21 protein-coding genes and 1 pseudogene are annotated in these 22598 nt (G+C 66.5%); 8 read left to right on the top strand and 14 right to left on the bottom strand.

The genetic code is table 11. From position 1 onward, the window contains the following. Window positions 1-78: 78 nt before the first annotated feature. Window positions 79-1491, bottom strand: a pseudogene (locus tag A5784_RS36195) (Hsp70 family protein); the annotation flags it as partial. Window positions 1492-1716: 225 nt separating this feature from the next. Here A5784_RS36195 and A5784_RS36190 point away from each other — a divergent pair. Further along, window positions 1717-2184 carry a nuclear transport factor 2 family protein gene (locus A5784_RS36190; protein WP_064949665.1) on the top strand — a complete coding sequence of 156 codons (468 nt, stop codon included), beginning with the start codon at window positions 1717-1719 and terminating at the stop codon, window positions 2182-2184. A 3-nt stretch (window positions 2185-2187) separates the two neighbouring features. Here A5784_RS36190 and A5784_RS36185 read toward each other — a convergent pair whose 3' ends face one another. Next, the gene (locus A5784_RS36185; RefSeq protein WP_064949664.1) at window positions 2188-2841 is read right to left on the bottom strand and encodes a L,D-transpeptidase family protein; all 654 of its coding nucleotides are present in this window, start codon (window positions 2839-2841) and stop codon (window positions 2188-2190) included. A gap of 82 nt (window positions 2842-2923) precedes the next feature. Between A5784_RS36185 and A5784_RS36180 the strand changes: the two genes are divergently transcribed. After that, complete coding sequence (locus tag A5784_RS36180) at window positions 2924-4387, top strand: bifunctional phosphatase PAP2/diacylglycerol kinase family protein (protein WP_064949663.1); 1464 nt, start codon at window positions 2924-2926, stop codon at window positions 4385-4387. On the opposite strand, the gene A5784_RS36175 is transcribed toward A5784_RS36180, so the two are convergent. After that, window positions 4341-5012: a phosphatase PAP2 family protein gene (locus A5784_RS36175; RefSeq protein ID WP_064949680.1), complete on the bottom strand. Its 672-nt coding sequence runs from the start codon at window positions 5010-5012 to the stop codon at window positions 4341-4343. The genes A5784_RS36180 and A5784_RS36175 overlap by 47 nt on opposite strands. Before the next feature lie 55 nt (window positions 5013-5067). Here A5784_RS36175 and A5784_RS36170 point away from each other — a divergent pair, with 55 nt between their 5' ends. The 5 genes from A5784_RS36170 to cysC all read left to right on the top strand — a co-directional run bounded on the left by A5784_RS36170 (window position 5068) and on the right by cysC (window position 10921). Continuing rightward, window positions 5068-5787: an NUDIX hydrolase gene (locus A5784_RS36170; RefSeq protein WP_064949679.1), complete on the top strand. Its 720-nt coding sequence runs from the start codon at window positions 5068-5070 to the stop codon at window positions 5785-5787. A 72-nt stretch (window positions 5788-5859) separates the two neighbouring features. Then, on the top strand, window positions 5860-7263 hold the full coding sequence (locus A5784_RS36165; RefSeq protein ID WP_064949662.1) for a sulfatase family protein: 1404 nt from the start codon (window positions 5860-5862) through the stop codon (window positions 7261-7263). Between the two features lie 78 nt (window positions 7264-7341). Next, window positions 7342-8145, top strand: a complete 804-nt coding sequence (gene stf0 / locus A5784_RS36160; RefSeq protein ID WP_064949661.1) for a trehalose 2-sulfotransferase — start codon at window positions 7342-7344, stop codon at window positions 8143-8145. Next, the gene (gene cysD / locus A5784_RS36155) at window positions 8142-9062 is read left to right on the top strand and encodes a sulfate adenylyltransferase subunit CysD (protein ID WP_064949660.1); all 921 of its coding nucleotides are present in this window, start codon (window positions 8142-8144) and stop codon (window positions 9060-9062) included. Before stf0 ends, cysD begins: the two co-directional genes overlap by 4 nt. Next, window positions 9062-10921 carry an adenylyl-sulfate kinase gene (gene cysC / locus A5784_RS36150; RefSeq protein ID WP_064949659.1) on the top strand — a complete coding sequence of 620 codons (1860 nt, stop codon included), beginning with the start codon at window positions 9062-9064 and terminating at the stop codon, window positions 10919-10921. The genes cysD and cysC overlap by 1 nt, the downstream gene beginning before the upstream one ends. Here cysC and A5784_RS36145 read toward each other — a convergent pair. Both A5784_RS36145 and A5784_RS36140 read right to left on the bottom strand, forming a co-directional pair. Beyond that, a complete protein-coding gene (locus tag A5784_RS36145) occupies window positions 10918-11751 on the bottom strand; it encodes an alpha/beta fold hydrolase (RefSeq protein WP_064949658.1) in 834 nt (277 codons plus the stop codon). The two genes, cysC and A5784_RS36145, sit on opposite strands and share 4 nt — an antisense overlap. Window positions 11752-11801: 50 nt before the next feature. Further along, the gene (locus A5784_RS36140; protein ID WP_064949657.1) at window positions 11802-12566 is read right to left on the bottom strand and encodes a trans-aconitate 2-methyltransferase; all 765 of its coding nucleotides are present in this window, start codon (window positions 12564-12566) and stop codon (window positions 11802-11804) included. An 87-nt stretch (window positions 12567-12653) separates the two neighbouring features. Between A5784_RS36140 and A5784_RS36135 the strand changes: the two genes are divergently transcribed. Beyond that, window positions 12654-13532 (top strand): amidohydrolase family protein, encoded by an 879-nt coding sequence (locus tag A5784_RS36135; protein ID WP_064949656.1) that lies wholly within the window; start codon window positions 12654-12656, stop codon window positions 13530-13532. Between the two features lie 70 nt (window positions 13533-13602). Here the strand turns inward: A5784_RS36135 and A5784_RS36130 are convergent, their stop codons facing one another. The 9 genes from A5784_RS36130 to esxG all read right to left on the bottom strand — a co-directional run bounded on the left by A5784_RS36130 (window position 13603) and on the right by esxG (window position 22549). Next, window positions 13603-14055 carry a universal stress protein gene (locus A5784_RS36130; protein ID WP_064949655.1) on the bottom strand — a complete coding sequence of 151 codons (453 nt, stop codon included), beginning with the start codon at window positions 14053-14055 and terminating at the stop codon, window positions 13603-13605. 47 nt (window positions 14056-14102) lie between these two features. Next, window positions 14103-15635, bottom strand: coding sequence for an APC family permease (locus A5784_RS36125; RefSeq protein ID WP_064949654.1), 1533 nt, complete (start codon window positions 15633-15635; stop codon window positions 14103-14105). Window positions 15636-16156: 521 nt separating this feature from the next. Further along, the gene (locus tag A5784_RS36120) at window positions 16157-16594 is read right to left on the bottom strand and encodes a universal stress protein (RefSeq protein ID WP_064949678.1); all 438 of its coding nucleotides are present in this window, start codon (window positions 16592-16594) and stop codon (window positions 16157-16159) included. A 750-nt stretch (window positions 16595-17344) separates the two neighbouring features. After that, window positions 17345-18274: a type VII secretion protein EccE gene (gene eccE / locus A5784_RS36115; RefSeq protein WP_064949653.1), complete on the bottom strand. Its 930-nt coding sequence runs from the start codon at window positions 18272-18274 to the stop codon at window positions 17345-17347. Beyond that, window positions 18271-19644: a type VII secretion-associated serine protease mycosin gene (mycP, locus tag A5784_RS36110; protein ID WP_064949652.1), complete on the bottom strand. Its 1374-nt coding sequence runs from the start codon at window positions 19642-19644 to the stop codon at window positions 18271-18273. Before mycP ends, eccE begins: the two co-directional genes overlap by 4 nt. Window positions 19645-19648: 4 nt before the next feature. After that, window positions 19649-21058, bottom strand: a complete 1410-nt coding sequence (gene eccD, locus A5784_RS36105; RefSeq protein WP_064949651.1) for a type VII secretion integral membrane protein EccD — start codon at window positions 21056-21058, stop codon at window positions 19649-19651. Then, window positions 21040-21918 carry an ESX secretion-associated protein EspG gene (locus A5784_RS36100; protein ID WP_064949650.1) on the bottom strand — a complete coding sequence of 293 codons (879 nt, stop codon included), beginning with the start codon at window positions 21916-21918 and terminating at the stop codon, window positions 21040-21042. Before A5784_RS36100 ends, eccD begins: the two co-directional genes overlap by 19 nt. An 18-nt stretch (window positions 21919-21936) precedes the next feature. Next, entirely contained in the window at window positions 21937-22224 is a 288-nt protein-coding gene (locus A5784_RS36095) for a WXG100 family type VII secretion target (protein WP_064949649.1), read from the bottom strand. Window positions 22225-22255: 31 nt separating this feature from the next. Further along, window positions 22256-22549: a type VII secretion system protein EsxG gene (gene esxG / locus A5784_RS36090; RefSeq protein WP_029373989.1), complete on the bottom strand. Its 294-nt coding sequence runs from the start codon at window positions 22547-22549 to the stop codon at window positions 22256-22258. Between the last annotated feature and the right edge of the window lie 49 nt (window positions 22550-22598).

The raw sequence follows: 22598 nt of genomic DNA, 5'->3' as shown, positions 1-22598 counted from the left end.
TCTCAGCGGCATTCTCCGGCGCCACAGGCGGCAGAGAGCGACGTGGACGATTCTGGCGGTTCCGAAACACGGCTACTTCTGTGTCACGGGTTGTGGTGGCGGGGGCGGTGCTACCGATGTCGTCGCGGTGTCCGTGGCACTGGTCAGCGCGTAGGTGACGCCGCCGATGGCGACGATCACCAACGCGGCGGCGACGCCGAACACCGCCACCGGCAGCTTCTGCCACGCGGAGCGGGGCTCTTCGATCGGACCGGTCCGCGGCACGTAGTGCACGGTGGGGCGCGCCGCGGTGTGGGTTCCGAAGGAGTCCAGGTCCGGCCCGGTGTAGGGCACGACGTCGTCGTCGGTGTCGTCCTGAGACCAGGCCAGCGCCCGGAACGTCGAGGAATCCGGTTCCTGGGGCGTCATATCGGGGATCGGGGTCGCAGCGGTGGCTTCCAGGGTCGGAGCGACCCCGGTTTGCACGTCGGCGTCAGCCGAATACGCCGCGGCAAGCGCGCCACCGATCGCGGCATCCAGCGCGGGCTGCGGCGTCGTCACCACCTGAGCCTGCGAATGCTCCGAAAGTTGTTGGGTGACAAGCGGAATATTGGCACCGCCGCCGATGGTGACCACAGCGGCCACCGCAGGCCAGCCAATCCCGTTGCGTTCCAAGGCTGTTTCCAGCGCCGCCAGCGCACCGGCCAGTGGCTGCCGCATCAGCGTTTCGAGCTCGGCACGGGTCACCCGGACAGCCGCGGAGTATCCCGGCAGTTCGACCATGAGGTCGGTGGCAGTCTCCGCCGACAACCGTTCCTTGGCCTGTCGGCACTCCTCCCGCAGTCGGGCCAACGATCCCACCGCCGTGGTGCCTGCGGGGTCGATACCACCGGCCTGCGCGACGCCGTCGAGCACATGAGTCAGCAGCGCCTGGTCGATCTGGTCACCCGAGAAGTCCGTGTACCGGGTGGTCTCGTCGATCGGCTCGAAGGACGCTCCCGCGTCGGCCAATGTGATGCTTGTGCCGCCCCCACCGAAATCGAGCAGCGCCACCACGCCGCTGAGCGGCAGGCCCGGGTTGGCCCGCAACGCCGTCAGCGACGCCACGGCATCGGAGACCAGCCGCGCGGGCATCCCGTCGTGAGAAAGGTTCGGATTGGTCCGCATGGCGCTGCGCAACGCGCGCAGCGTCGGCGCCCCCCAGTGCGCGGGAACCGCGATCGCGAGCTGTGGCGACGGGCCGCCTGCGGCGTCAACCATCGCGTCGAGCGCCTCGACCAGCAGGGCATCGGCCGCATACGAGGCCCCGTCGGGCGCTACCAGGGGAACCGGGTCACCGACCCGTTCGACGAACCCGGCCAACGTCACGCCGTGCCCGTCGGCGGGCGCGCCGACCTGCGGCGTGCGGTCTGCCGACAAGGTCAATACCGATCGCCGTATCACAGGTTGATTGCCGACGCGCGCCGCAACCAGGTTGGTGGTCCCGATCGACAACCCAAGCGGGTCGCTCATAACGGGAATCACAGTAGTCGGTTCGGCACGCACTCAGACCCCTGACACACTTTCGTAATCGAATCGAACACGTTCCGCCATCGCGCTTTTGGACTCCACATGGCATTCACAGCGCGCTCTATACCGGTGCCCACATACCGCATTGCCCCTGCGCGCCGCGCCATGACGACCCTAACAATGCCGTTGTGGGCGCACTCTGTACCCGCCCCGGGCGATTGTGTTGCAATGGCGGGCATGAGCGACATCGACGACGTCAAGCAGGTCAAATACCGCTATCTGCGCGCGTTGGACACCAAGAACTGGGATGAATTCGCCGACACCCTCACCGAGGACGTCGTCGCCGACTACGGGCAATCGCTCGGCGAGTCGCTGCATTTCACCGAGCGCGACGCCCTGGTGGACTATATGCGGCAGTCACTGGGCCCGGAGACCATCACCGAGCACCACGTCTCCCACCCGGAAATCACCGTGACCGGTGACGAGGCCACGGCGACGTGGTACCTGCAGGACCGGGTGATCGCACCGGCGTTCAACTTCATGCTCATCGGCGCGGCGTTCTACCACGACACCTACCGCCGCACGAGTGATGGCTGGAAGATCAGCGGCACCGGATACGACCGCACCTACGACGCCACGATGTCACTGGACGGCTTGAACTTCAACCTCAAACCCGGTACGGCCCTGCATATTTGACGGCTACTTGGCGACGGCGATCACCGCACCGGGCCGCAGCCACTGCATGATCTGCACAAGTTTGGCATCGTCGATCGCCACACACCCCGCGGTGGGCCCGCCATCGGTAGTGTGCACGAAGAACGCACCACCGTTACCGGGGACCCGGGCCTTGTTGACGCCCATCACCACGGCGTGCTTGTAGGCCGAGATGTTCAGGTTCTCGGTCCCGCTGGCCGGATCGGTGTTGAACGGGCACTGCGCCTTCTGACACACCTGCATGGTGTTGTAGGTCGGGCTCTTGACGTCGCCGTCCCACCAGTGGTTGTTGTCGGTGATCTGCACGTACTGCAGCCCACCGCCGGGATTGGGCGCGGTGCCGAACGCGAAGTCGAGCGAGAACACGCCCATCGGGGTCGCCATGTTGCCGTCGTGGGTTTCAGCAGCCATGCCGTTGGCGCCGATACTGGCGGGGATGCCTGCGGCGACGGCCTGCCAGCCGGTGGCGTCCCGCTGATAGACATCCATCATGGCTTTCGAACCACCAACGCCGACAACGGAAATCACCTGCGTGGCGGTGCCCACCGAGTTGCCGAACCACGGCTCGACAGCGCCTGCCACCGGCGCGCCCGCCAGAGCCAACACCGCGGCGCATAGCAGGGCTCCCAGTCGTCGCACCCAACTATCGTCGCTGGCAACGCTATCGTCGCCGTAAAGGTTTGGACACGATCAGGTCGCGGACGGTCGGTAAGTTGAATTGATGGACGTGCGAAAGATCGCCCGAGACCTGGGGACGTTGGACCGCGAGGTGTTCGAAGCTGTCGCAGAATCCCCCAGCCCGCTGCTCGACAAAGCCATGCCGCGGCTGACCAACGCTGCCGACCACTCGAAGCTGTGGCTGGCCATAGCGGCTGCGCTGGGAGTAGTTGGCGGCTCGTCGGTGCGGCGCGGCAGCGTCCGGGGCGTGGCCAGCCTGGCCGTCACCAGTCTCGTGACCAACCAGATCGCCAAACGGCTCTGGCACCGGCCGCGGCCGGACCACACCTTGATCCCCCTGGCGCGGCGCTCCCGACGCATCCCCACCTCGCATTCCCTACCATCGGGCCACTCTGCGAGCGCCGCGGCGTTCGCGGTGGGCGTCGGCCTGGAGAGCCCGCCCGTCGGGCTCGCGCTGGGCCTGCTCGCAGGCCTGGTCGGGCTGTCCCGCGTGGCCACCGGCGCGCACTATCCCGGAGACGTCTTCGCCGGGTTCGGTATCGGAGCAGCCATCGCCATCCTGGGCGCCAGGGTCGTGCCCACCATCCCCACCTCGGCGATCCCGGCGGCCGAGCCGCTGCGCTATCACACCGATCCCCGGCCGGACGGGGACGGCGTGGTCCTGGTGATCAACCCCGACTCCGGTGAGGGCACCGGCGGTCGCGTCATCGACGAGGTCCGAAAGGCGTTGCCGCACATCGAGATAGTCAAACTCGATGGCGAGGACGACGTCGTGCAGGTGATGCGCGACGCCGCGGCCCGCGGTGAGGTGCTCGCTGTCGGCGGTGGTGACGGCACCGTCGCCTGCGCAGCCGGAGTCGCATTCGACGCGGGGGTTCCGCTGGCGGTCTTCCCGGGCGGGACGTTCAACCACTTCGCCAAGGACATCGGGTGTGCCACGGTCACGCAGACGGTCGACGCCATCCGCGATGGCAACGCTGCGTATGTGGATCTGGTTCGCCTCAACGACGACCAGACCGTGATCAACACCGCGAGCATCGGTGCCTATCCGAACTATGTCCGGGTGCGTGAGAAGCTCGAAGGCAAGATCGGCAAGCGGCTGGCCGGGGCGTACGCGGCGTATCTGACGTTGCGCCGCGATCGGTCGGTCCGCATCGCCTACGACGACAAGACGGTGCAGACTTCGCTGTTCTTCCTGGGCAATTCGACGTATCTGCCGTCAGGGTTCGCGCCGTCGATACGTCCACGCATGGACGACGGGCTGCTCGATGTACGGATCCTGGAGAGCGGCAGGCGATTCAGCGGTCTGCGGATCGCCACGGCGATCGCCCTGGGCCGGCTCGTGCGCAGCCCGCTCTACCACGAATTCCAGGTGCCCGAGTTTCGGTTCACCACCCTGGACGGGCCCACGGTGCTTGCGCACGACGGCGAAGTCGGAGAGGCCTGCTCGAAAGCCGATTTCAGCGTGCGATACCGGGCGCTGCCGGTGTTCCGTCCACTTCGGTGACCGCCGGATAGGGCCGCACCGCGAGCCAGCACACGACGAAGTAGGCGTACCCCAACGCCCAACCGGCCACCACATCGGACGGGTGGTGCACGTTGAGCACCACCCGGCCCACCCCGATCGCGACGATGACCACCGCGCCCACAACCGCCAGCCACGTGCGCACTGGTGCCCGCAGCAGCGGCCAGGCCACGGCGAGCAGGGCCAGCACGCCGAGCATCACGCCCAGTGCGTGCCCGGATGGGAACGACGTCGACGGGGCGTAGGCCAGCGCCGTGACCGGACGAGGCCGGTCGGCGAGGTTCTTGGCCACCTCGGTGAGCAGTGCGCTCAACTCGACGGCGAGCAGCAAGAACAGCACGAGCCGCAACTGTCGGCGCAGGATGGCGAGCACAATGAGCACCAGGGCCACGATCCGGAAGGTGACCGGGCTCAGGACCGTGCAGAACACGTCCCAGCCCGCAATCCAGGCGGGATGCGATGCCCCGTACCGGTAGGGCACCCGCAGGCCGGCGTCGTCGAACTCGGCCAGCCAGGCCCAGTTCTGCGCGTAGCCGATCCACATCAGTGCGTATACCGCGACAGCGATCAACGCCGACGCGATCAGCAATCCGGTTCGTCTGCTCACCGTTTCATTCAAGCGCGCCGCCGGGCCACCCATGAGCGCCGCCTATGGTCAGACGATGACCATCACCTACGACGAGGCGCTGCGCCGGCAGATCCAGGCCAACCTGGCGAGCCACGATCGGTACACCGTGACGGACCCGACCAAGAGGCACGCGGCGGTGGCAGTGGTGTTGGTGGACTCGGCAGTTGGCGAGGACCGGGTCGACCCGGCACCGGTCGACGAATGGATCGGGGGCCGGCCGATGCCGGAGGCAAACCTCGACGGCCGCATGGTCGACGTGTCGGGTGGTGCGGCGTTCCTGTTGTGCCGCAGGGCGACCCGGATGAACTCGCACGCCGCCCAGTGGGCGCTGCCGGGCGGGCGCCTCGACCCCGGCGAGACGACGGTCGACGCCGCGCTGCGCGAACTGCACGAGGAGGTCGGCATCGAACTGCCCGGCAGCGCCGTACTCGGCCAGCTCGACGACTATCCGACCCGGTCGGGCTACGTCATCACCCCGGTGGTGATCTGGGGTGGCGGCCGGCTGGACCCGCGCCCGTCCCCCGCCGAAGTGGTCGCGACCTACCGCGTCGGTCTGCACCAGCTGCAACGCGAGGATTCGCCGCGCTACATCTCCATCCCCGAGAGCCCAAAGCCGGTGGTGCAGATCCCGCTCGGCAACGATCTGATCCATGCCCCCACCGGCGCGGTGCTGTTGCAGTTGCGGTGGCTGTGTCTGGAAGGCCGCCATGACCGCGTCGATGAGCTGGAGCAACCCGTCTTCGCCTGGAAGTAGACCGCCGCGCGTTGCCTAGCCCTTCGATCGTGGTGAGCAAAAGCCAACAACAGATGAAATTCTCGCTGTGGGATGGTTGCCTCGAAAGATGAGGAGGTGGACGTGAGCTCGAAGAGCAATGTGCTGATCGTGCACTGGCACGATCTCGGACGTTATCTCGGTGTCTACGGACATCCGGATGTGTCGAGCCCACGACTTGATGCGCTGGCCGCCGAGGGCATCCTGTTCACCCGCGCGCATGCCACCGCGCCGTTATGTTCGCCGTCGCGCGGCTCGTTGTTCAGCGGCCGCTACCCGCAGAGCAACGGCATTCTCGGATTGGCCCACCACGGCTGGGAATACCACGCGGGTGTGCGTACCCTGCCTCATCTGTTGGCGGAATCCGGCTGGTACACAGCACTGTTCGGCATGCAGCACGAAACCTCGTATCCGACGACGCTCGGCTACAAGCAATTCGACGTGTCGAACTCCTTCTGCGAGTACGTCACCGAGAAAGCCACCGAATGGCTGGCCCAGCCCCCGCGAGAACCTTTCATGCTCACGACGGGCTTCTTCGAAACGCACCGCCCCTACCCGCCCGAGCGTTATGTCCCCGCCGATCCGGACGAGGTGAGTGTCCCCGACTATCTGCCCGATGCCGGCGAGGTACGCGAAGACCTCGCCGAGTTCTACGGTTCGATCACCCTGGCCGACGCCAAGGTGGGTGAGCTGCTCGACGCACTGGCCGCGAATGGCCTCGACCGCAACACCTGGGTGGTGTTCATGACCGATCACGGCCCGGCCCTGCCGCGGGCCAAATCGACGCTGTACGACGCGGGCACCGGCATCGCGCTGATCGTGCGGCCACCGACCGGCTCGGGTATCGCGCCGCAGCGCTACGAAGACCTGTTCAGCGGGGTCGACCTGCTGCCCACCCTGCTGGACCTGCTCGGGGTGGAGATTCCCGCAGAAGTGGACGGGCTATCCCATGCCAGCAATCTTCTGGAAAATTCATCTGACGGCACCGAGGTGCGCGCCGCGGTGTACACAACAAAAACTTTCCACGATTCTTTCGACCCCATTCGCGCGATCCGCACGAAGGAATACAGTTATATCGAGAATTATGCGCAACGGCCGTTGTTGGACCTCCCGTGGGATATCGCGGACAGCCCTCCGGGCCGCATCCTCGAGCCCCTGACCCGCGCTCCCCGTCCGGCCCGCGAGCTCTACCGCCTCGCCGACGACCCAACTGAGTCGAATAACCTGCTCGGACCCGGTGCCACCGACAAAGACGAGGCAATTGCCGACGAGCTGGCCATCCAGCTGAACGACTGGCGGCAAAAGACTCACGACGTCATTCCATCGGAGTTCGCCGGTACCCGGATATCCGAGCGATATACCGAGACATATCTTCATATTCACGGCCGTCCCGCCACCAGCAGATCGGCCATCGCGACCGATCGCAACCTCGCCGAAACGCGACAAGACGAACAATAGTTTTGTTCACGGTGAATATAAATATCAGCGACCGTATCAAATAGGCGTCGCAAACAAAATGGGATTAGAGTTTCGCCCATGCCAGACCATCCCACCGCCTACCTGGTGCTCGCATCACAGCGCAGCGGCAGCACGCTGCTCGTGGAATCCCTGCGCGCCACCGGCGTAGCCGGGGAACCGCAGGAGTTCTTCCAATACCTGCCGACCACCAGCCAGTCGCCCCAGCCGCGGCAGTGGTTCGCAGGCGTGGAGGACGAGTCGATCCTTCGTCTGCTGGATCCACTCGACGAGGGCAAGCCCGATCTGGCGCCGGCGACGATCTGGCGCGACTACATCCAGACCGTGGGCCGCACTCCCAACGGCGTGTGGGGCGGCAAGCTGATGTGGAACCAGACGCCGCTGCTGCTCGACCGCGCAGAGGGACTGCCCGACCGGTCCGGGCCCGGGCTGCTGTCGGCAATCCGCGATGTCGTCGGCAGCGATCCTGTGCTCATCCACGTGTACCGCCCCGACGTGGTGTCCCAGGCGGTGTCGTTCTGGCGGGCCGTGCAGACCCGGGTGTGGCGCGGCAGGCCCGACCCGGTGCGTGACGCCCGCGCCGAGTACCACGCCGGCGCCATCGCACACGTCGTCACCCTGCTGCGAGCGCAGGAAGAGGGGTGGCGCTCCTGGTTCGCCGAGGAGGACATCAAACCGATCGACGTCTCGTACCCGTTCCTGTGGCGCAACCTCACCGAGGTCGTGGCCACCGTGCTGGAGGCGCTGAACCTCGACCCTCGGCTCGCTCCCCCACCGGTGCTGGAGCGTCAGGCCGATCAACGCTCCGACGAGTGGGTGGACCGCTACCGCTCGGATGCCGAGAAGGAGGGACTGCCACTGTGACGCTCACGTATTCCGGCCTGACCCAGGTCGACGAGCTGCGGCTACTGGAAGCCGAAGCCGTGCACATCATCCGCGAGGTGGTCGCCGAGTTGCAGCGCCCGGTGCTGCTGTTCTCGGCGGGCAAGGATTCGATCGTGTTGCTTCGATTGGCGGAGAAGGCGTTTCGGCCGTCACCGCTGCCGTTTCCGGTGCTGCACGTCGACACCGGCCACAACTTCCCCGAGGTGATCGAGTTCCGTGACCGCCGTACCACCGGCGTCGGGCACAAGCTGATCATCGGATCGGTACAGGAGACCATCGACAGCGGCCGGGTCGCCGACCCGGGCCCGGGCGCGTCGCGCAACCGGCAGCAGACCCGAACCCTGTTGGACGCCTTGGAGGCCGGCGGGTTCGACGCCGCGTTCGGCGGCGCCCGTCGCGACGAAGAACGTGCGCGCGCCAAGGAACGCATCCTGAGTTTCCGCGACGAGTTCGGCCAGTGGGATCCCCGGGCCCAGCGGCCTGAGCCCTGGTCGCTTTACAACGGCCGGATCCGCAAGGGCGAGCAGGTCCGGGTGTTCCCGCTGTCCAATTGGACCGAGCTGGACATCTGGCGCTACATCCAATTGGAAAACCTTGAGCTGCCGTCGATTTACTTCGCGCACGAACGTAAGGTGTTCGAACGCGACGGCATCCTGCTCGCGGTGTCGGAATATGCGCAGCCGACCGACGGTGAAAAGGCAGCCGTCGAATGGGTTCGGTACCGCACCGTGGGTGACCTGACCATCACCGGCGCGGTGCGCTCGAAAGCGACCACGATCGACGGTGTCATCACCGAGATCTCCGCTGCCACAGTGTCGGAACGCGGCGAAACCCGCGCCGACGACCGGACGTCGGTAGCGGCCATGGAGGACCGGAAACGGGAAGGCTATTTTTGATGAGTACCCGTCAACTGTTGCGCATCACCACCGCCGGGTCCGTGGACGACGGCAAGAGCACACTGATCGGCCGGTTGCTGCACGACACCGACAGCCTGCCGCTGGATCACCTGGAAGCCGTCACTGACGAAGAAGGCGTCGCCGATCTGGCCGCCCTGTCCGACGGGCTGCGCGCCGAACGCGAGCAGGGCATCACCATCGATGTGGCGTACCGGTTCTTCTCGACCGAAACCCGCAGCTACATCCTCGCCGACACCCCCGGCCACGAGCGCTACACCCGCAACATGTTCACCGGGGCATCCAACGCACACGTCGCGATTCTGCTGGTCGACGCTCGCGCCGGGGTGCTGCGCCAGACCCGCAGGCACGCCCGCATCGCGAAATTGTTGGGCATCAAGCACTTTGTCGCCACCGTGAACAAGATCGACCTGGTCGATTTCGACAAGGAACGGTTCGCCGAGGTAGAGCGTGAACTGCATCAGGTCGCTGACCGGCTCGGCGGTGCCGACCTGACCGTCATCCCCATCGCCGCCAAGCACGGCGACAATGTGGTGCACCGGTCCGAGCGCACGTCGTGGTACGAGGGGCCCACACTGCTGGACTACCTCGAAGACATCGAATTGTCGGCGCCACACCCGGATCCGGCGAGCCTGCGCCTGGCGGTGCAATGGGTTTCGCGCCCCACCTCCGAGCAGCGCCGGCGCTACACGGGGCGGCTGTCGGCCGGCACGCTCAGTGTCGGTGACTCCATCCTGAGCCTGCCTGCCGGGAACCGCTCGACGGTGACGGCACTCGACACCCTCGACGATGATCGCCCGGTAGGTGTTGCACCGCTGTCGGTTTCGATCGAGCTCGCCGACGATATCGATGTGGGGCGCGGCGACGTCTTCGTCAGCGGTTCCGAGCAGGCCGTATTGCCTGTGCTGGCCCGCGAATTGGACGCCACGGTGTGCTGGTTCTTCGACGCGCCCCTGCGGGCCGGCGACCGGTTGGCCCTCAAACAGGGCACGCGCACGGTGCGGGCCACGGTGCAGGAGCTGCACACCAAGCTGGACCCCGAGACCCTTGACGAGGTCGACGGCCCAGTGGAGTTGGCGCTCAACGACATCGGCTCGGTGACGCTGCGGACCAGCTCCGTCGTCGTCGCCGACCCCTACGCCGAGAACCGCGACAATGGCGCGTTCATCCTCATCGACGAGGTGTCCAACGACACCGTCGGCGCCGGGATCATCCTCGACGCGCGGGAGGTCAAACCCAGCGGGCACAACCGCTCCGACATCAAATGGCACCCGTCGTCACTGGACCGCACCTACCGCTGGGGCAAGACCGGGCAGCGCGGCGCCACCATCTGGTTCACCGGGCTGCCCGCGTCGGGCAAGTCGACGCTGGCGGTGGCCGTCGAACGGGCACTGGTCGAGGCCGGCCAGGTCGCCTACCTGCTCGACGGTGACAACCTGCGCCACGGCTTGTCCGATGATCTGGGCTTCTCCGCGGGTGACCGCACCGAGAACATCCGCCGCGTCGGGCATTTGACCCGGCTGCTGGCGGATGCCGGTGTGGTGGCGTTGGCTTCGCTGGTGTCGCCGTTGAAGTCCGACCGCGACACCGCACGGGCGCTCAACGATGCCGCGAAGCTGCCGTTCCTCGAGATCCACGTCGCGACCTCGTTGGCCGAATGCGAGCGGCGCGACCCCAAGGGCCTCTACGCCCGGGCCAGATCCGGCGAGCTTCGCGGACTGACCGGCGTCGACGCACCCTATGAGGCGCCGGAGAACCCGGACCTGGTGCTCGACACCACCGAAGCCGACATCGACACTCTCGTCGCCCAGGTGATCGAGCTGCTCGAGTCGCGTCGCTAACCGGTGATCTGTGGAGTTTTTGCCGTGACGAAGGCGGCTAAAACTTCACAAATCGCGTCGGCGTGCGTGACGTAGAGCCCGTGTGCGGCACCCGGGATCTCGATGAGCTCCGCCTGCGGTAGCAGGGCTGCCGTGCGCCGCCCGGTGAGTTCGATGGGCGCCGAGACGTCGGCGTCACCGTGGATCACCAGAACCGGCAGATCCAGGTCGACGAGTTCGGCGCGGTAATCGGTGCGGGCGCCCAGCCGTTGGGTGGCGACCAGGGTGCGCACCGGGACCGCGACGATCTGCTCGATGGTCTCGTCCAGAACTTCTTGTGGCACAGGGTAGTTCGCGCCGAAGAACGGCGGAGCGTTGTCGATGCACCACTGCCGCACGTCGGCCTGCAGCTGCGCGAGCAGCGCATCGAGCATGGTCTCGTCGACACCATCCGGATTGTCAGCTGTCTTGATCAGCAGCGGCAACTGCGGTGCGACGAACACCGCGCCGCTCACCCGGGCGGTGCCGTGTCGGCTGAGGTACCGCACGATCTCGCCACACCCCAACGAATGACCCACCAGCGTCACATCTTTGACGTCGAGATGCGTCAGCAGGACAGCCAGGTCGTCGGCCAGCAGATCCAGCGTCCATTCACCGTCGTACATACCGGACGCGCCGTGGGCGCGGCGGTCATAGCGCACGCACCGAAACCCCGACTGTACGAGGCGTTCGGCGATGTCCTCCCACTGTCGGGAGTTGAGTCCCCACGAGTGGGTGAACACCACCGCCGGGCCCGTTCCGGCGTCTGTGTAGTGGATGTCGGTGCGGTCTGCGGTCAATAGTGTCGGCATGCATCCATCGTCGAACGAGTACGTATGCCTGTCGATTACGTCGGAGGTAATCAGCCCACGTGCGCGACGACGAACACCCGCCGGAACGGGAAGAACGTGATGCCATCAGCTCGCCGCGGGTAGGCCTCAGCGAGCAGCGGGATGATCTCCTCCCGGTACTGCTTCCAGCCCTCCTCGGTGAGACGGCCCTTCACCTGGGTCAGTGCGGTTCCGGTGATCCAGTCCAATACCGGTGTCTCACCGGTCAATTGGTGCGTATAGGTGGTCTCCCAGGCATCGACCACGCATCCCACGTCGGTCAGCAGACCCGCATAGCGCTCGGGCGCATCGACCACATCGGCTTCACGGAAAGGCATGTCCTGCAGCGCATCCGCGAAATGCGGACGCCGCGCCACCTCGCGCACCGCCTGATGCGACGGTGAATCGAAGTTGCCGGGCACCTGAAACGCGATCCACGACCCTGCCGCCAACTGCGCAGCCCATCGAACCAGCAGTTGACGATGAGCGGGTACCCACTGCAGCACGGCGTTGGAGATCACCACGTCGGTGTCGGGTTCGGGCGACCACTGTTCGATGCCGCCGATGCGGGCGTCGAGGCCCCGCTCCTGCGCCGCGGCCACCATCTCCGGCGAGCTGTCCCAAGCCTCCACCACCGCGCCCGGCCAGCGCTGCGCGAGGGTGACGGTGAGATTGCCCGGCCCACAGCCCAGATCGACGACGCGGCGGGGATTGTCCGCGCCGATCCGACCGATCAGGTCGAAGAACGGTCGCCCACGGTGATCGGCGAAGGCCAGATAGACATCGGGGTTCCACATCGGTTACAGGTCCTCCTCGCGTGCGGGATTCCATCGTCCTCCTGGCGTGCGGCAGCCGACGTGCGGGGCGTTATATGGTCGCAGACGATGAGCGAGTCAGAGTCAGTACGACAGATCTGGTCATCTCTGGGCTTGCCCGGCATGATCGACGTCCACACCCATTTCATGCCGAAGAACGTCATGGACAAGGTGTGGCAGTACTTCGACGCGCAGGGCCCGATGATCGGCCGGGAATGGCCCATCACCTACCGGGCCGAGGAAGCCGAGCGCGTCGCCACGCTGCGCTCGTTCGGGGTGCGCCGGTTCTCGTCGCTGGTATATCCGCACAAGCCCGACATGGCGGCGTGGCTCAACCAATGGGCCGCCGGTTTCGCCGCCGACACCCCGGACTGCCTGGCCACCGCGACCTTCTATCCCGAACCCGGCGCCGCGGACTACGTCGCCGCTGCCATCACGGCCGGGACGCAGGTGTTCAAGGCCCACATTCAGGTCGGCCGCTACGATCCCAACGATCCGCTGCTCACCGAGGTATGGGGAGCCGTCGAGGACGCCGGGATCCCGGTGATCATCCACTGCGGGTCCGGACCGGTGCCCGGCGAGTTCACGGGCCCGCTGCGGATCGAGAAGTTGTTGGCCCGTCACCCCCGGTTGGCATTGATCGTCGCGCACATGGGGATGCCCGAGTACAGCGAATTCCTGGATATCGCCGAACGTTTCGACAATGTGCGGCTCGACACCACCATGGCGTTCACGCCGTTCGTCGAATCCACCATGCCGTTCCCGCGTGCGGATGCCGAGCGGTTGCGGGCCATGGGTGACCGGATCCTGTTCGGCAGCGACTTTCCGAACATTCCCTACAGCTATGTCGATGCCATCCGTACCCTCACCGACCTGCCCGGCGTCGACGACGCGTGGCTGCGCAACGTGCTGCACGACAACGCGGCACGCCTGTTCGGGTTGACATGACAATGCGGGGTGGTCTCAACATTCACAGTTGAGACCACCCCGCATTGTCGTGCTTACGACTGCCGGACGGCTACGGCGACGTCTCCACGAGATGGACCGGAATGTCGGCCCGTCTGCGAACCCGATGCGGTTCCTGGCTCCACATCAGTGAGGAAACGAATGCGTTGCGCTTCGGATCAGCCCCCATCACGATCGCGGAGCAGTGGCACCGCCGAGCCTCCTTGAGGATGCTCTTTCGGGGGCTGCGGGTGATGGCGATGTGCCCGTCGGCGGGGACGCCGAGCTTCTTGAGCCTGGCGATGGCGCTCTCGACAATCTCCTCCTGTTCTGCCATCTCCCGCCGGTTCGGCTGCAGACCCGGATTGGGCAGGCCGAAACTCGTGCCGTGCAGCCGCGCGACCGTGATCACCATGGCCCGCCCACGCCCCTCACGAGACATCCGCGCCGCAAGCTTCAGAGCATCCTCGGTAAAGGGACGGCCCTCGGAGGCGAGCAGGATCTCAGCGGCATTCTCCGGCGCCACAGGCGGCAGAGAGCGACGTGGACGATTCTGGCGGTTCCGAAACACGGCTACTTCACCATCTCCGGTTCTGGTGTCTGACCCGGCGCGACCGGCTGGTTCACCATGCTCTTACGATCCTCGCGCTTGCGGTACCAGTAAAGCGGTAGGTAGAGGAAGATCGCTGCCACGCCGAGGTAGTAGTAGACGGCCTGGCCACCGATGTTGGAGTAGATGATGCCGCCCACCAGCCACACGAAGAAGTACAGCGCGGCCAGCGCGAGCGCCAGGTACTTGAACGGCTCCGGCAACCGGAACGGACGCGGCAGGTTCGGCCGGTCCTTACGGAGCAGGTAGTAGCCGATCAGCACCGGTACGAACGAGCCGAGGTAGCCGACGTTGGAGAACGCGTAGATCTCGATGGCGCCACCCATAAAGGCAATGAGCATGCTCGCTACGACGTTGGTCATCATGGCGCGGTCAGGCACGTGGTGCTTGTTGAGGTGCTGGTAGAACTTCGGGAACTGACCGTCGAGCGACATCTGGTAGAGCGACCGCGAGCAACCCATCAGTGAATTCAGCGCCGACAGCACCAGCGCCACGATCAGCATGCCTGCCATCAGCCACTCCATCACTGCGCCGGCCACACCCGGGAAGATCGTGCTGGCGAAGGTGACGAACATTGTCTTCGGGTCGACGAGATCCGGATTGGAAAGGGCACCCGCGCCGAGAACGACAACGAAGGAGATCGGCAGCAGGGTGTAGACGAACACCCCGTAGCCACCTTCCAGGGTCATCGCGATCTTGGCGTCGCGATGCGGGTTCTTGCACTCACCGATGTAGCACGCAGCCGCTTCGTACGCGATGACCGTCCACAGCAGCGGGAAGGCGTAGGCGATGTACATGATCCAGGCGGAGTGTCCGCCGACCGGGCTACCGAAGCTCGACCCGTCGAGATGCGGGAACCCGGCGAGCTCGTGCCAATTCGTCTTGCCCGGGTTGAAGATGAAGCCGATGGACAGGAAGGTCAGCGGAATCATCGACAAAACCGCCAGAACCGTCGCCATCGAGGTTCCGAAGCGAATGCCCAGGTAGGCCGGGATCGACAAGACGAGCAGGCCGACGATCGTGATTACCAGCGTCCACCAGGGAATGAAGGTGCTGATCGGGGTGAAGCCCTTGGTGGCGTCAAGACCGAGAAGGTGGGTGATGTAGAAGGACGCCAGGATCATGTTCAGCGGCGCGACGGGCATCCAACCCACCCAGTACATCCACGCCGTCATGCCGTTGACGTGCGGCGCTAGTCGCGGGAATCGCATCTTGAACGCCGGATAGGCGTAGGACGGCGATCCGCCGGTGCGGCCAGGCATCATGGCGGACAGTTCGGCCAACAGCAGACAGAGCACCACACCGGTGAGGGTGAAGAAGGTGATGAAGGGGATGTACGAGGCGCCGAAAACGGTCAGGAACGCGGGCGCCGCACCCGTGACCAGGATGGTGCCGGCGAGACCGATGACGAAGGCGCCCCACCAGTTCGTCCCGGATTGCAGATTCCCATGTTCATAGTCCAGGAAATCGTCTGTAGCTACATCGTTGTTGCTCAACTCGATCCTTCTTCCAGCTTTCTGTGAGAGAGAGACTTCTCACCCCCTACCTTGGCTGTGGCACAGGTCACGGCAAGGTTCCTGTAAGGAAACAACGTTTCTTATTGGTGTGTCAATAGGGGCCGATGTTTGGTCAATTCGGTGGCCCTACGAAGCTCCTCGAGGTATACCGAGGCAACCCCCGCGAGCAGCGCATCCTGCCTGTCACACAAGGAATTTCAGGCGACGCCGCCCACCTGTCGGCGTTGCTGACGCGTGCCGTCACCGGGCAGCTCGGGCACCCCGCTGTTCGCCTCTGCCGTACCGCCCACGAAACAGATCACCTACCCCGTCGGCACCCACAACGGCCCGCCGCAGGCTGGGGAAAAGCTGAAAAGACCAGGCGGTGCACCCGCTGGTAGAACACGTTGCACAACACCGCACCGGCGATTTGAGCAACGCGATCGACGATCTGAGCCCAGGTCCGCCCCGATCACGGACAGCACGCAGAGCGCTGAAGCCGACCAAGCCGGCTTGGCTGTTCAGGCGTGGTCGTCGTCATGATGGACGACCACCACCGGGCACTTCGCGTGATGGACGCAGTGGTTGCTGACCGATCCGAGGAACATGCCGACGAAGGCACCGTGGCCACGGCTTCCGACCACCAGCAAGTCCGCTGAGCGCGACGCCTCGACAAGCACCTGGGCGGGATGGCCCGCGATCACATCGGAGGTCACGGATACCGACGGTTTCGCACCGAGGACATTGCTGACCGCCTCATCGAGAGCCTCGCGCGCCTGGGCGGCAAGCCCCGCATTGGGCGAGCCACCGACGTAGAGCTCAGTCTTGTACGAGATCACAGCGCGCAGCGTGGCACCGGCCAATTCGGCGTAGTTGGCGGCCCAGCGAAGCGCATCCTTGCTGCACTGCGAACCATCAACCCCCACAACGACAACGGGCTTGGCATCGGTATCAGTCATGGTGCGCTCCACTCAGGCTGGGGCTAATCATGTTGTCCGTCAATGTCGATCATGCCACGGCGCTGCACCCGTGCGACTCAAAACCAACAATCTAGTTACCTTGGAAACCGCGGGATTTCGGAGCTGCAACTACCCGACAGGGTAGTTACAGAGAATCTGCGAACCTCGCGCGGGTCCTGCACGAGATGCCCCTTCATCGACCCATCGCGCCGGCCGCGCTGACTCACATCGACGTAATCCGCTGTGTGATCGGATATTTGCAACACGACGGCATTGTCGCCAGGCGCGCGCCACGGTTGGCGACATCGTCCTGAACGGCCATGTGAAGGCCATTACACCTGTGGAGCAAGGGAATTGGAAGACGTCGACCTGCACGACGACCGACCCGCACTACCCGCAGCGGAAAGGACTCCAGCAGCCACCGGAACCGACTTCACCGCCTCGACCGGCAACGGCGCCAACATCAAGCACCCTCTCGGCGCTGTTTGCTGCGTGCAGCGATTTCGACAGAGAAGCGCGCTCAACCAGGCCTGTAAACGTCCTGTGTATTTGCTTGGCGTTTGCTTCTTGACCGGACGTCGCCGCGCCTCCTAGCATGACAACCGCCTCGTCCAGCGGGTCTGCACACCTGCAGTGGACACCGGCATCGAAGATGCAGCTGTCGCTGGGGGCACCGGCACAGCAATGGCGAAGGCCACGACCCTCAGGTCGTGGCCTTTCCCTTCGCCGGAGACAGGAGGCGTTCCGAGCTCAGGACGCTACCGGGGTCTCCCGCACAATTTCCGGTTCGACGACCGGACCCTCGAACAACACGTCGAGCGCGTCGACCGGCCTGCCGTCCAAACGATGCGGGGACAGGGGGCAGAGCGCCCGCAGGGCAGGGCGGTGCCGTCCCCGCTGCGGGGTGAGTCCCGGCACCGGGGCCTTGGCGCCCGGACGCTCGTCGGTGTGCACCGCACAGCCGACGACCAGTTGCGGCTCGGACGGGTCTCCGGTGAACTCCAGCACGGTCCAGACCTGCCGCGCCGGCAGCCCGCGCACCGCCGCAAGGGTGTCGGCCAGTGAGTCGGTGACCGCGACGCCGTAGGCCGCGGCGAAACCGGATTCGTCCTTGACCCCACGCCACGCCTCCTTGGCCGGGTCCGGCAGCGGAGTGTCCACGCCGTCGACGACGGTGACGGTCCAGCCGTTCTCACGCAGATGGTCGGCCAGCCGACGGCCCACCACTTCAGTGGTGTCGCGCAACGGAATCCGCGACGAGCGGGCCTGCAGCGCGGCTAGGTTGTCGGTCGCGGCCACGGTCAGGCTGATCCAGCTGCGCCGGGCGCCGTCGACGTCGCGGTGGGTGACCCGCACCTTGTCGCACCGGATGCCGTAGCGGTTCAGATAGCTGACCACGATGGGCAGCTGCGCCTCGGCAGCGGGGTCCACCCGTAACACGATGGTTTCGACAGCAGGAGCAAAACCCCTGTCCCCCTTACCTTTCGACAGGTTTCTCAGCAGCATCGCCAGCAGACAGCCGATCCGGGTGGTCAGGAACAGCCCGCCCCACCAGGCGATCAGCACCAATACCGCGGTGAGGGAGACGCCGAGCACCCAGCGTTCCACCGGGCTCTGCCAGGGGCGCGCCAGCACCGCCGCCACGCCGAACAGGGACGCCAACGCGAGGCGGGCGGTCATGTGGTGTTGTCCTTCCGTCGGTGCACCGCGAGCGCGACCAGAGCTGCGATTGCCAATACCGCAGTGCCTGCGAACGCGATGGTGCGGGGGGTGTTGTCGCGCGGTGCGGGGTCTGCCGGCGCGGCAATGGGTTTGGTGGTCGGCACAGCAGGCCCGTCCGCGGGGAGGCCAGCGACGTCCCAGGTGAGTGCGGCGACCGGGTCTACCCCACCGGCTCCGGTCAGGTTCGACGGAGACCGGGCTGCGCCGTGCGCGGTGGCCGTGAGCCGGTGCACCACCTGCCGAGCAGTCAGACCTGGATACTTGCTGCGCACAAGCGCGGCCACCCCGGAGACATAGGCACTCGCGTAGCTGGTGCCGCTCAACGGGTTCAGCTTGTCCTGTTCGGTGTGCACGGCGTTGGCCAGCCCTCCGCCGGGTGCATTGCTCACCGAGACGACGTTCTCCCCCGGCGCCGCGATGCCCACCCAGGGCCCGGCCATGGTGAACCCGGACGGCTGCCCACCGGCGGTGAGCGATCCGACCGACAGCACATACGGCTGCCACCACGACGGTATCGACACCGAGGTCACGGCGCCCCAGTTCCTGAGGTCACCGGTGCCCGCAGTCGAGAGCGGGTTGGATTCGCATGCCGCCCCTGTGCTCACTCCGCCGCGGTTGTTGCCCGCGGCGGCGACGATCACCGCGTCCTTCTCCACGGCCGCATACCGCAGTGCTGCACCGAGTTCCGTTTGGTCGATGGGCTTGTCCGCGGCCAGGCAGGTGACCACCGATATGTTGATGATCCGGGCGCCCAGATCGGCCGCCCGCACCACGGCGCGTGCGAGGCTTGCGACGTCGGCCGATGCGCGGACGACGGCGTCGGTGCCGGGAGTGCGCGGCGCGAACCGTGGGGAATTCTGCCGGATGGAGATCAGCCGCGCAGCCGGGGCCACGCCCGAAAACCCGTCAGCCCCAGGCTGTCCGGCGATCAGCCCGGCCACAGCGGTGCCGTGCCCGTCGCAGTCGGTGAGCCCGTCCGTCGACTCGACGTAGTCACCGCCGGGTTCCACGTTGGGCAGCCGCGGCCCCGGCTGCACACCGGTGTCGATCACGGCGACGGTCTGCCCTTCGCCGCGGCTGTGCTGCCAGGCGCCGGAAAGGTTGAGCGCCAACTGGTTTGCGCTGACCGCACCGGGATCACTGCCGGGCAACACCGCCGTCGTACTGCACGCGGTGCGCTGCATCATCGGTTGCAGCGGACCGGTGCTGCCCGGTGGCGGGCCGGCCTGCGGGTCGACCACCGGCGGGCTGATGGCCCCCGCGGATGGGCACCCGATCAGCGCCACCAGCGCGGCAACCGCCGTGACGCCGAGGTTCTTGCGGATCACTGCGTCACCTGTCGAGTACCAGGCTGAACAGCCCGACCAGATACGCCATCACCGGGATCAGCGAGGCGTCGACACCGGTGGCGAGGAACCCGACCAGCCTGCGCATCGGCAGGGAGTACGTGTCCGGCGACACCACCCGTGGGCTGACCGCGGCAACCACCCAGGCCAGCACAAGCGCGGCAAGCGCCGCGAGCGCCCACCAGGCCGCCTCGTGCCGACCTTGGATCGCGAAGGCCACGAGCACTGCCACAGCCAGCAGGTACGAGTGGCCCAGCAGCCAGGCCTTGCATCCCGCGGCATCCCAGATGCGGGCCCGCAGTGCCGCGCCAAGCGCAGCCGCAACGACGACGTACCAGGCCCACGGCGACGCGGTGGGCCCCGCAACCAGTGCCAGGGATCCGGTCACGCCGAGCAACACGCCCGCGGCGATAACGCCCGTCTGGTGCGACTGGCTGACCCGGACTCGGCGCGGCAGGTCGGCCAGCACCGAGACCGGCAACGCCGACGGAGTGGGGTCACCGGGCGCAGGGATCACCGGCAGCGGGAACCGTGCCCACATGGCCGACAGTTGCGGCGCCTGCACGGTCACCAGCAGGCCGACGAGCACCAGGGCACAGCCCAGAAGAGTGGCCGAAAGTTCCCACAGCGACGCGGCACCCGCGGCCATCAGCACACCCACCCCGGCGACCGCGACGGCGGTGAACACCGCGATGCCGCGATCATCGGGCGACCCGGCCATGCTGATCAACGCCCATGCTGTGACCCCGGCGGCGGCCAAAACCACACTGGGCGCGCTGAATCCGCCCGGCACCGCGAGAGCCAGGGCGGCCCCGACGGGAAGAAGCGCGGTCACCGACAGTGCGGTCGAGAGCACCGGTGCGTGGCCGCGGGTGGACAGGGCAGCCAGCACGGTGCCCACGGCGATGCCCGCTACCACGGCCAGGCCCAGCCACCGGCCGGTGCTGAGGTGTTGGGCGACAGCGAGAGCCGTCCCGATCAGGATCAGCCCGATCAGCGCCAGCGTCGCGCCGCGAGCGATATGTGCAGGGCCCCAGGGCCGCCGGCGCGCGTCGGAGAAGATGACCGCGGCATCGGCGATGTCCTCGATGATGCGCGGCGCGGGCGGTCCTGCGGGAACCGATTGCAGGGCAAGCAGATCGCCATCTGCGACGCCGACCGTGTCCAGGGTGGCGTCGAGACTGAACGGTGCCCCACCCACCGGAGCCAGGCTCAGGCGCACCGGGTCCGGCGCCGCACCGTCCTCGCTCACAGGCAGCACGATCCGTTGAACCGCGGGCAGAATCTCGCGCAGCGGCAGCTCCGACGGCAGCGCCATCTCGGTCAGCCGACCACCGTCGTCTCCGGAGGCCAGCACGGCCACCCGGACGATCGGCATCACAGTGTTGTCGGGCATTCGTTCTCTCTGGGTCGATTGGTTGGTGCGGCTTCGGTGAAGTCGCGGGTGAGCGGGTGGTCGGGGAACCAGCGCCCGCCGGGCAGCGCCGCGGTCAGCCGTTCGACCGCCACGGCGATCGCCTCGGCAGTGCCCGCGGTGAACGTTGAAATCCATTCCCCGTCAAATGCTTTGGTCGGAGCAACGAGGATACGACCCGCGCTCGTGTCGACGATGCTCACCCCCACGTCGGTGGTCACGCGGTGGCCGTCGCGGTGCTCCCCCGCGACGATCTCGACATACGTACGCCGGCCGTCGAACACCGACTCCACGACGGTATGCGCCGACCGCGGGATCCCCAGGAATGCCAGCACCTCGGCCAGCGGTGTACCGGTGCGGATCTGCTCGTCGGCGCGGGCGCCCGCCGCGGCGGGCATCGCGAACTCCTCGAAGATCGCCGGCTTGCGATGCGACAGTCCTGCGGTCAGAACCGGCACCAGCGCATGTGGGTGGCTGATGTCGAGCTCGGTGACGGTGACCAGCTGCGCGTTGCGCAACACCACGACGCTGCGGCCGTCGCGCCTTGCGACGATGCCGCGCAGCAGGTCGCCCGATGCCGAGACGAACCTCAGGTCGAGCCACTGGGCGGGCCGACAGGCCAGCCGAACCCATTGGGCCACTTCGGTTCTGATCTGCCCGCCCGCGCCGAGCACTCCCATGCGGGTCAGTTCGGCGCGCTGCTCGGCGACAAACGCCGCGCGGTGCGCGGGGTCGCTGTAGGGCGGCGTGATCGCCAAGACCCACGGGAACGCCCCGGCACCGAGCGCATCGGCGAGATACCAGGCCTGCTCGGCGGTCAGCTCGACGGCGTCAGCCACCACTGGACCGCGGGCCGTGCATCAGCCCCACTTGGCGCCCTCGGCCTGATCGCGTGCACTCATCGACATGGTGTTCATCTCGTGAGTGCTGGCCATCGACCGGTACGCGTGAACCAGCTCCTCCATCGCCTGGTTCCACTGGGCCTGCCAGGCCTGGTAGGTCATCGCAGTGTCGCCCTGCCAGGCACTGGCCAAAGCGGCCTGCTCGCTGGCGATGTCGGCACCGACGGCGTGCAGGGCACCCGAGTAGCCGGTCATCTCGCTGGAGTGCGCGAGCATGGCCGGGTAGTTGTACATGATCTGCGACATGAAAACTCCTGTATCTCTTCGGCTTGGGTGATCAGACGGAGGTGTAGGTGCTTGCGGCCGCTGCGTCCTGCGCGACGTAGGTGCTCGCGGCGTCGCCCAGGTTCAGCTGTGCGACGTCAAGCAGGGCGTTGACCTTGGCGGAGACCTCGACGAACCGGGCATGCGCGGCCTGGAAAGCGGCCGATGCCTCGCCCATGTGAAATGCCTGGGCGGACATGGCTGCCTGCTCGGCTTGGGCCATGGTGGTGCGCATCAACGCGGCCTTGGCGCCGAAGGCGGCCTCGGAGGCAACCAGCTGGGGAATGTGAGCGTCCAACAGACTCATGGATTTTCCTTTCGTGACGGTGCGTGGTGGGTGAGAACGTGCGGGGTGT

Origin of the sequence: Mycobacterium sp. 852013-50091_SCH5140682 (genome assembly GCF_001665685.1) — a bacterium.
Taxonomy (GTDB): domain Bacteria; phylum Actinomycetota; class Actinomycetes; order Mycobacteriales; family Mycobacteriaceae; genus Mycobacterium.
Note: the sequence above shows the minus strand (reverse complement) of the source record. Positions and strands in the feature narration are given on the sequence as shown.

Bases quoted from the DNA above. Each gene is read 5' to 3' on its own strand.
- A5784_RS36190 (WP_064949665.1), top strand. From the start codon at position 1,717: ATGGCGGGCATGAGCGACATCGACGACGTCAAGCAGGTCAAATACCGC.
- A5784_RS36180 (WP_064949663.1), top strand. From the start codon at position 2,924: ATGGACGTGCGAAAGATCGCCCGAGACCTGGGGACGTTGGACCGCGAG.
- A5784_RS36170 (WP_064949679.1), top strand. From the start codon at position 5,068: ATGACCATCACCTACGACGAGGCGCTGCGCCGGCAGATCCAGGCCAAC.
- A5784_RS36165 (WP_064949662.1), top strand. From the start codon at position 5,860: ATGGTTGCCTCGAAAGATGAGGAGGTGGACGTGAGCTCGAAGAGCAAT.
- stf0 (WP_064949661.1), top strand. From the start codon at position 7,342: ATGCCAGACCATCCCACCGCCTACCTGGTGCTCGCATCACAGCGCAGC.
- cysC (WP_064949659.1), top strand. From the start codon at position 9,062: ATGAGTACCCGTCAACTGTTGCGCATCACCACCGCCGGGTCCGTGGAC.
- A5784_RS36145 (WP_064949658.1), bottom strand. From the start codon at position 11,751: ATGCCGACACTATTGACCGCAGACCGCACCGACATCCACTACACAGAC.
- A5784_RS36140 (WP_064949657.1), bottom strand. From the start codon at position 12,566: ATGTGGAACCCCGATGTCTATCTGGCCTTCGCCGATCACCGTGGGCGA.
- A5784_RS36135 (WP_064949656.1), top strand. From the start codon at position 12,654: ATGAGCGAGTCAGAGTCAGTACGACAGATCTGGTCATCTCTGGGCTTG.
- A5784_RS36120 (WP_064949678.1), bottom strand. From the start codon at position 16,594: ATGACTGATACCGATGCCAAGCCCGTTGTCGTTGTGGGGGTTGATGGT.
- eccE (WP_064949653.1), bottom strand. From the start codon at position 18,274: ATGACCGCCCGCCTCGCGTTGGCGTCCCTGTTCGGCGTGGCGGCGGTG.
- eccD (WP_064949651.1), bottom strand. From the start codon at position 21,058: ATGCCCGACAACACTGTGATGCCGATCGTCCGGGTGGCCGTGCTGGCC.
- A5784_RS36095 (WP_064949649.1), bottom strand. From the start codon at position 22,224: ATGTCGCAGATCATGTACAACTACCCGGCCATGCTCGCGCACTCCAGC.
- esxG (WP_029373989.1), bottom strand. From the start codon at position 22,549: ATGAGTCTGTTGGACGCTCACATTCCCCAGCTGGTTGCCTCCGAGGCC.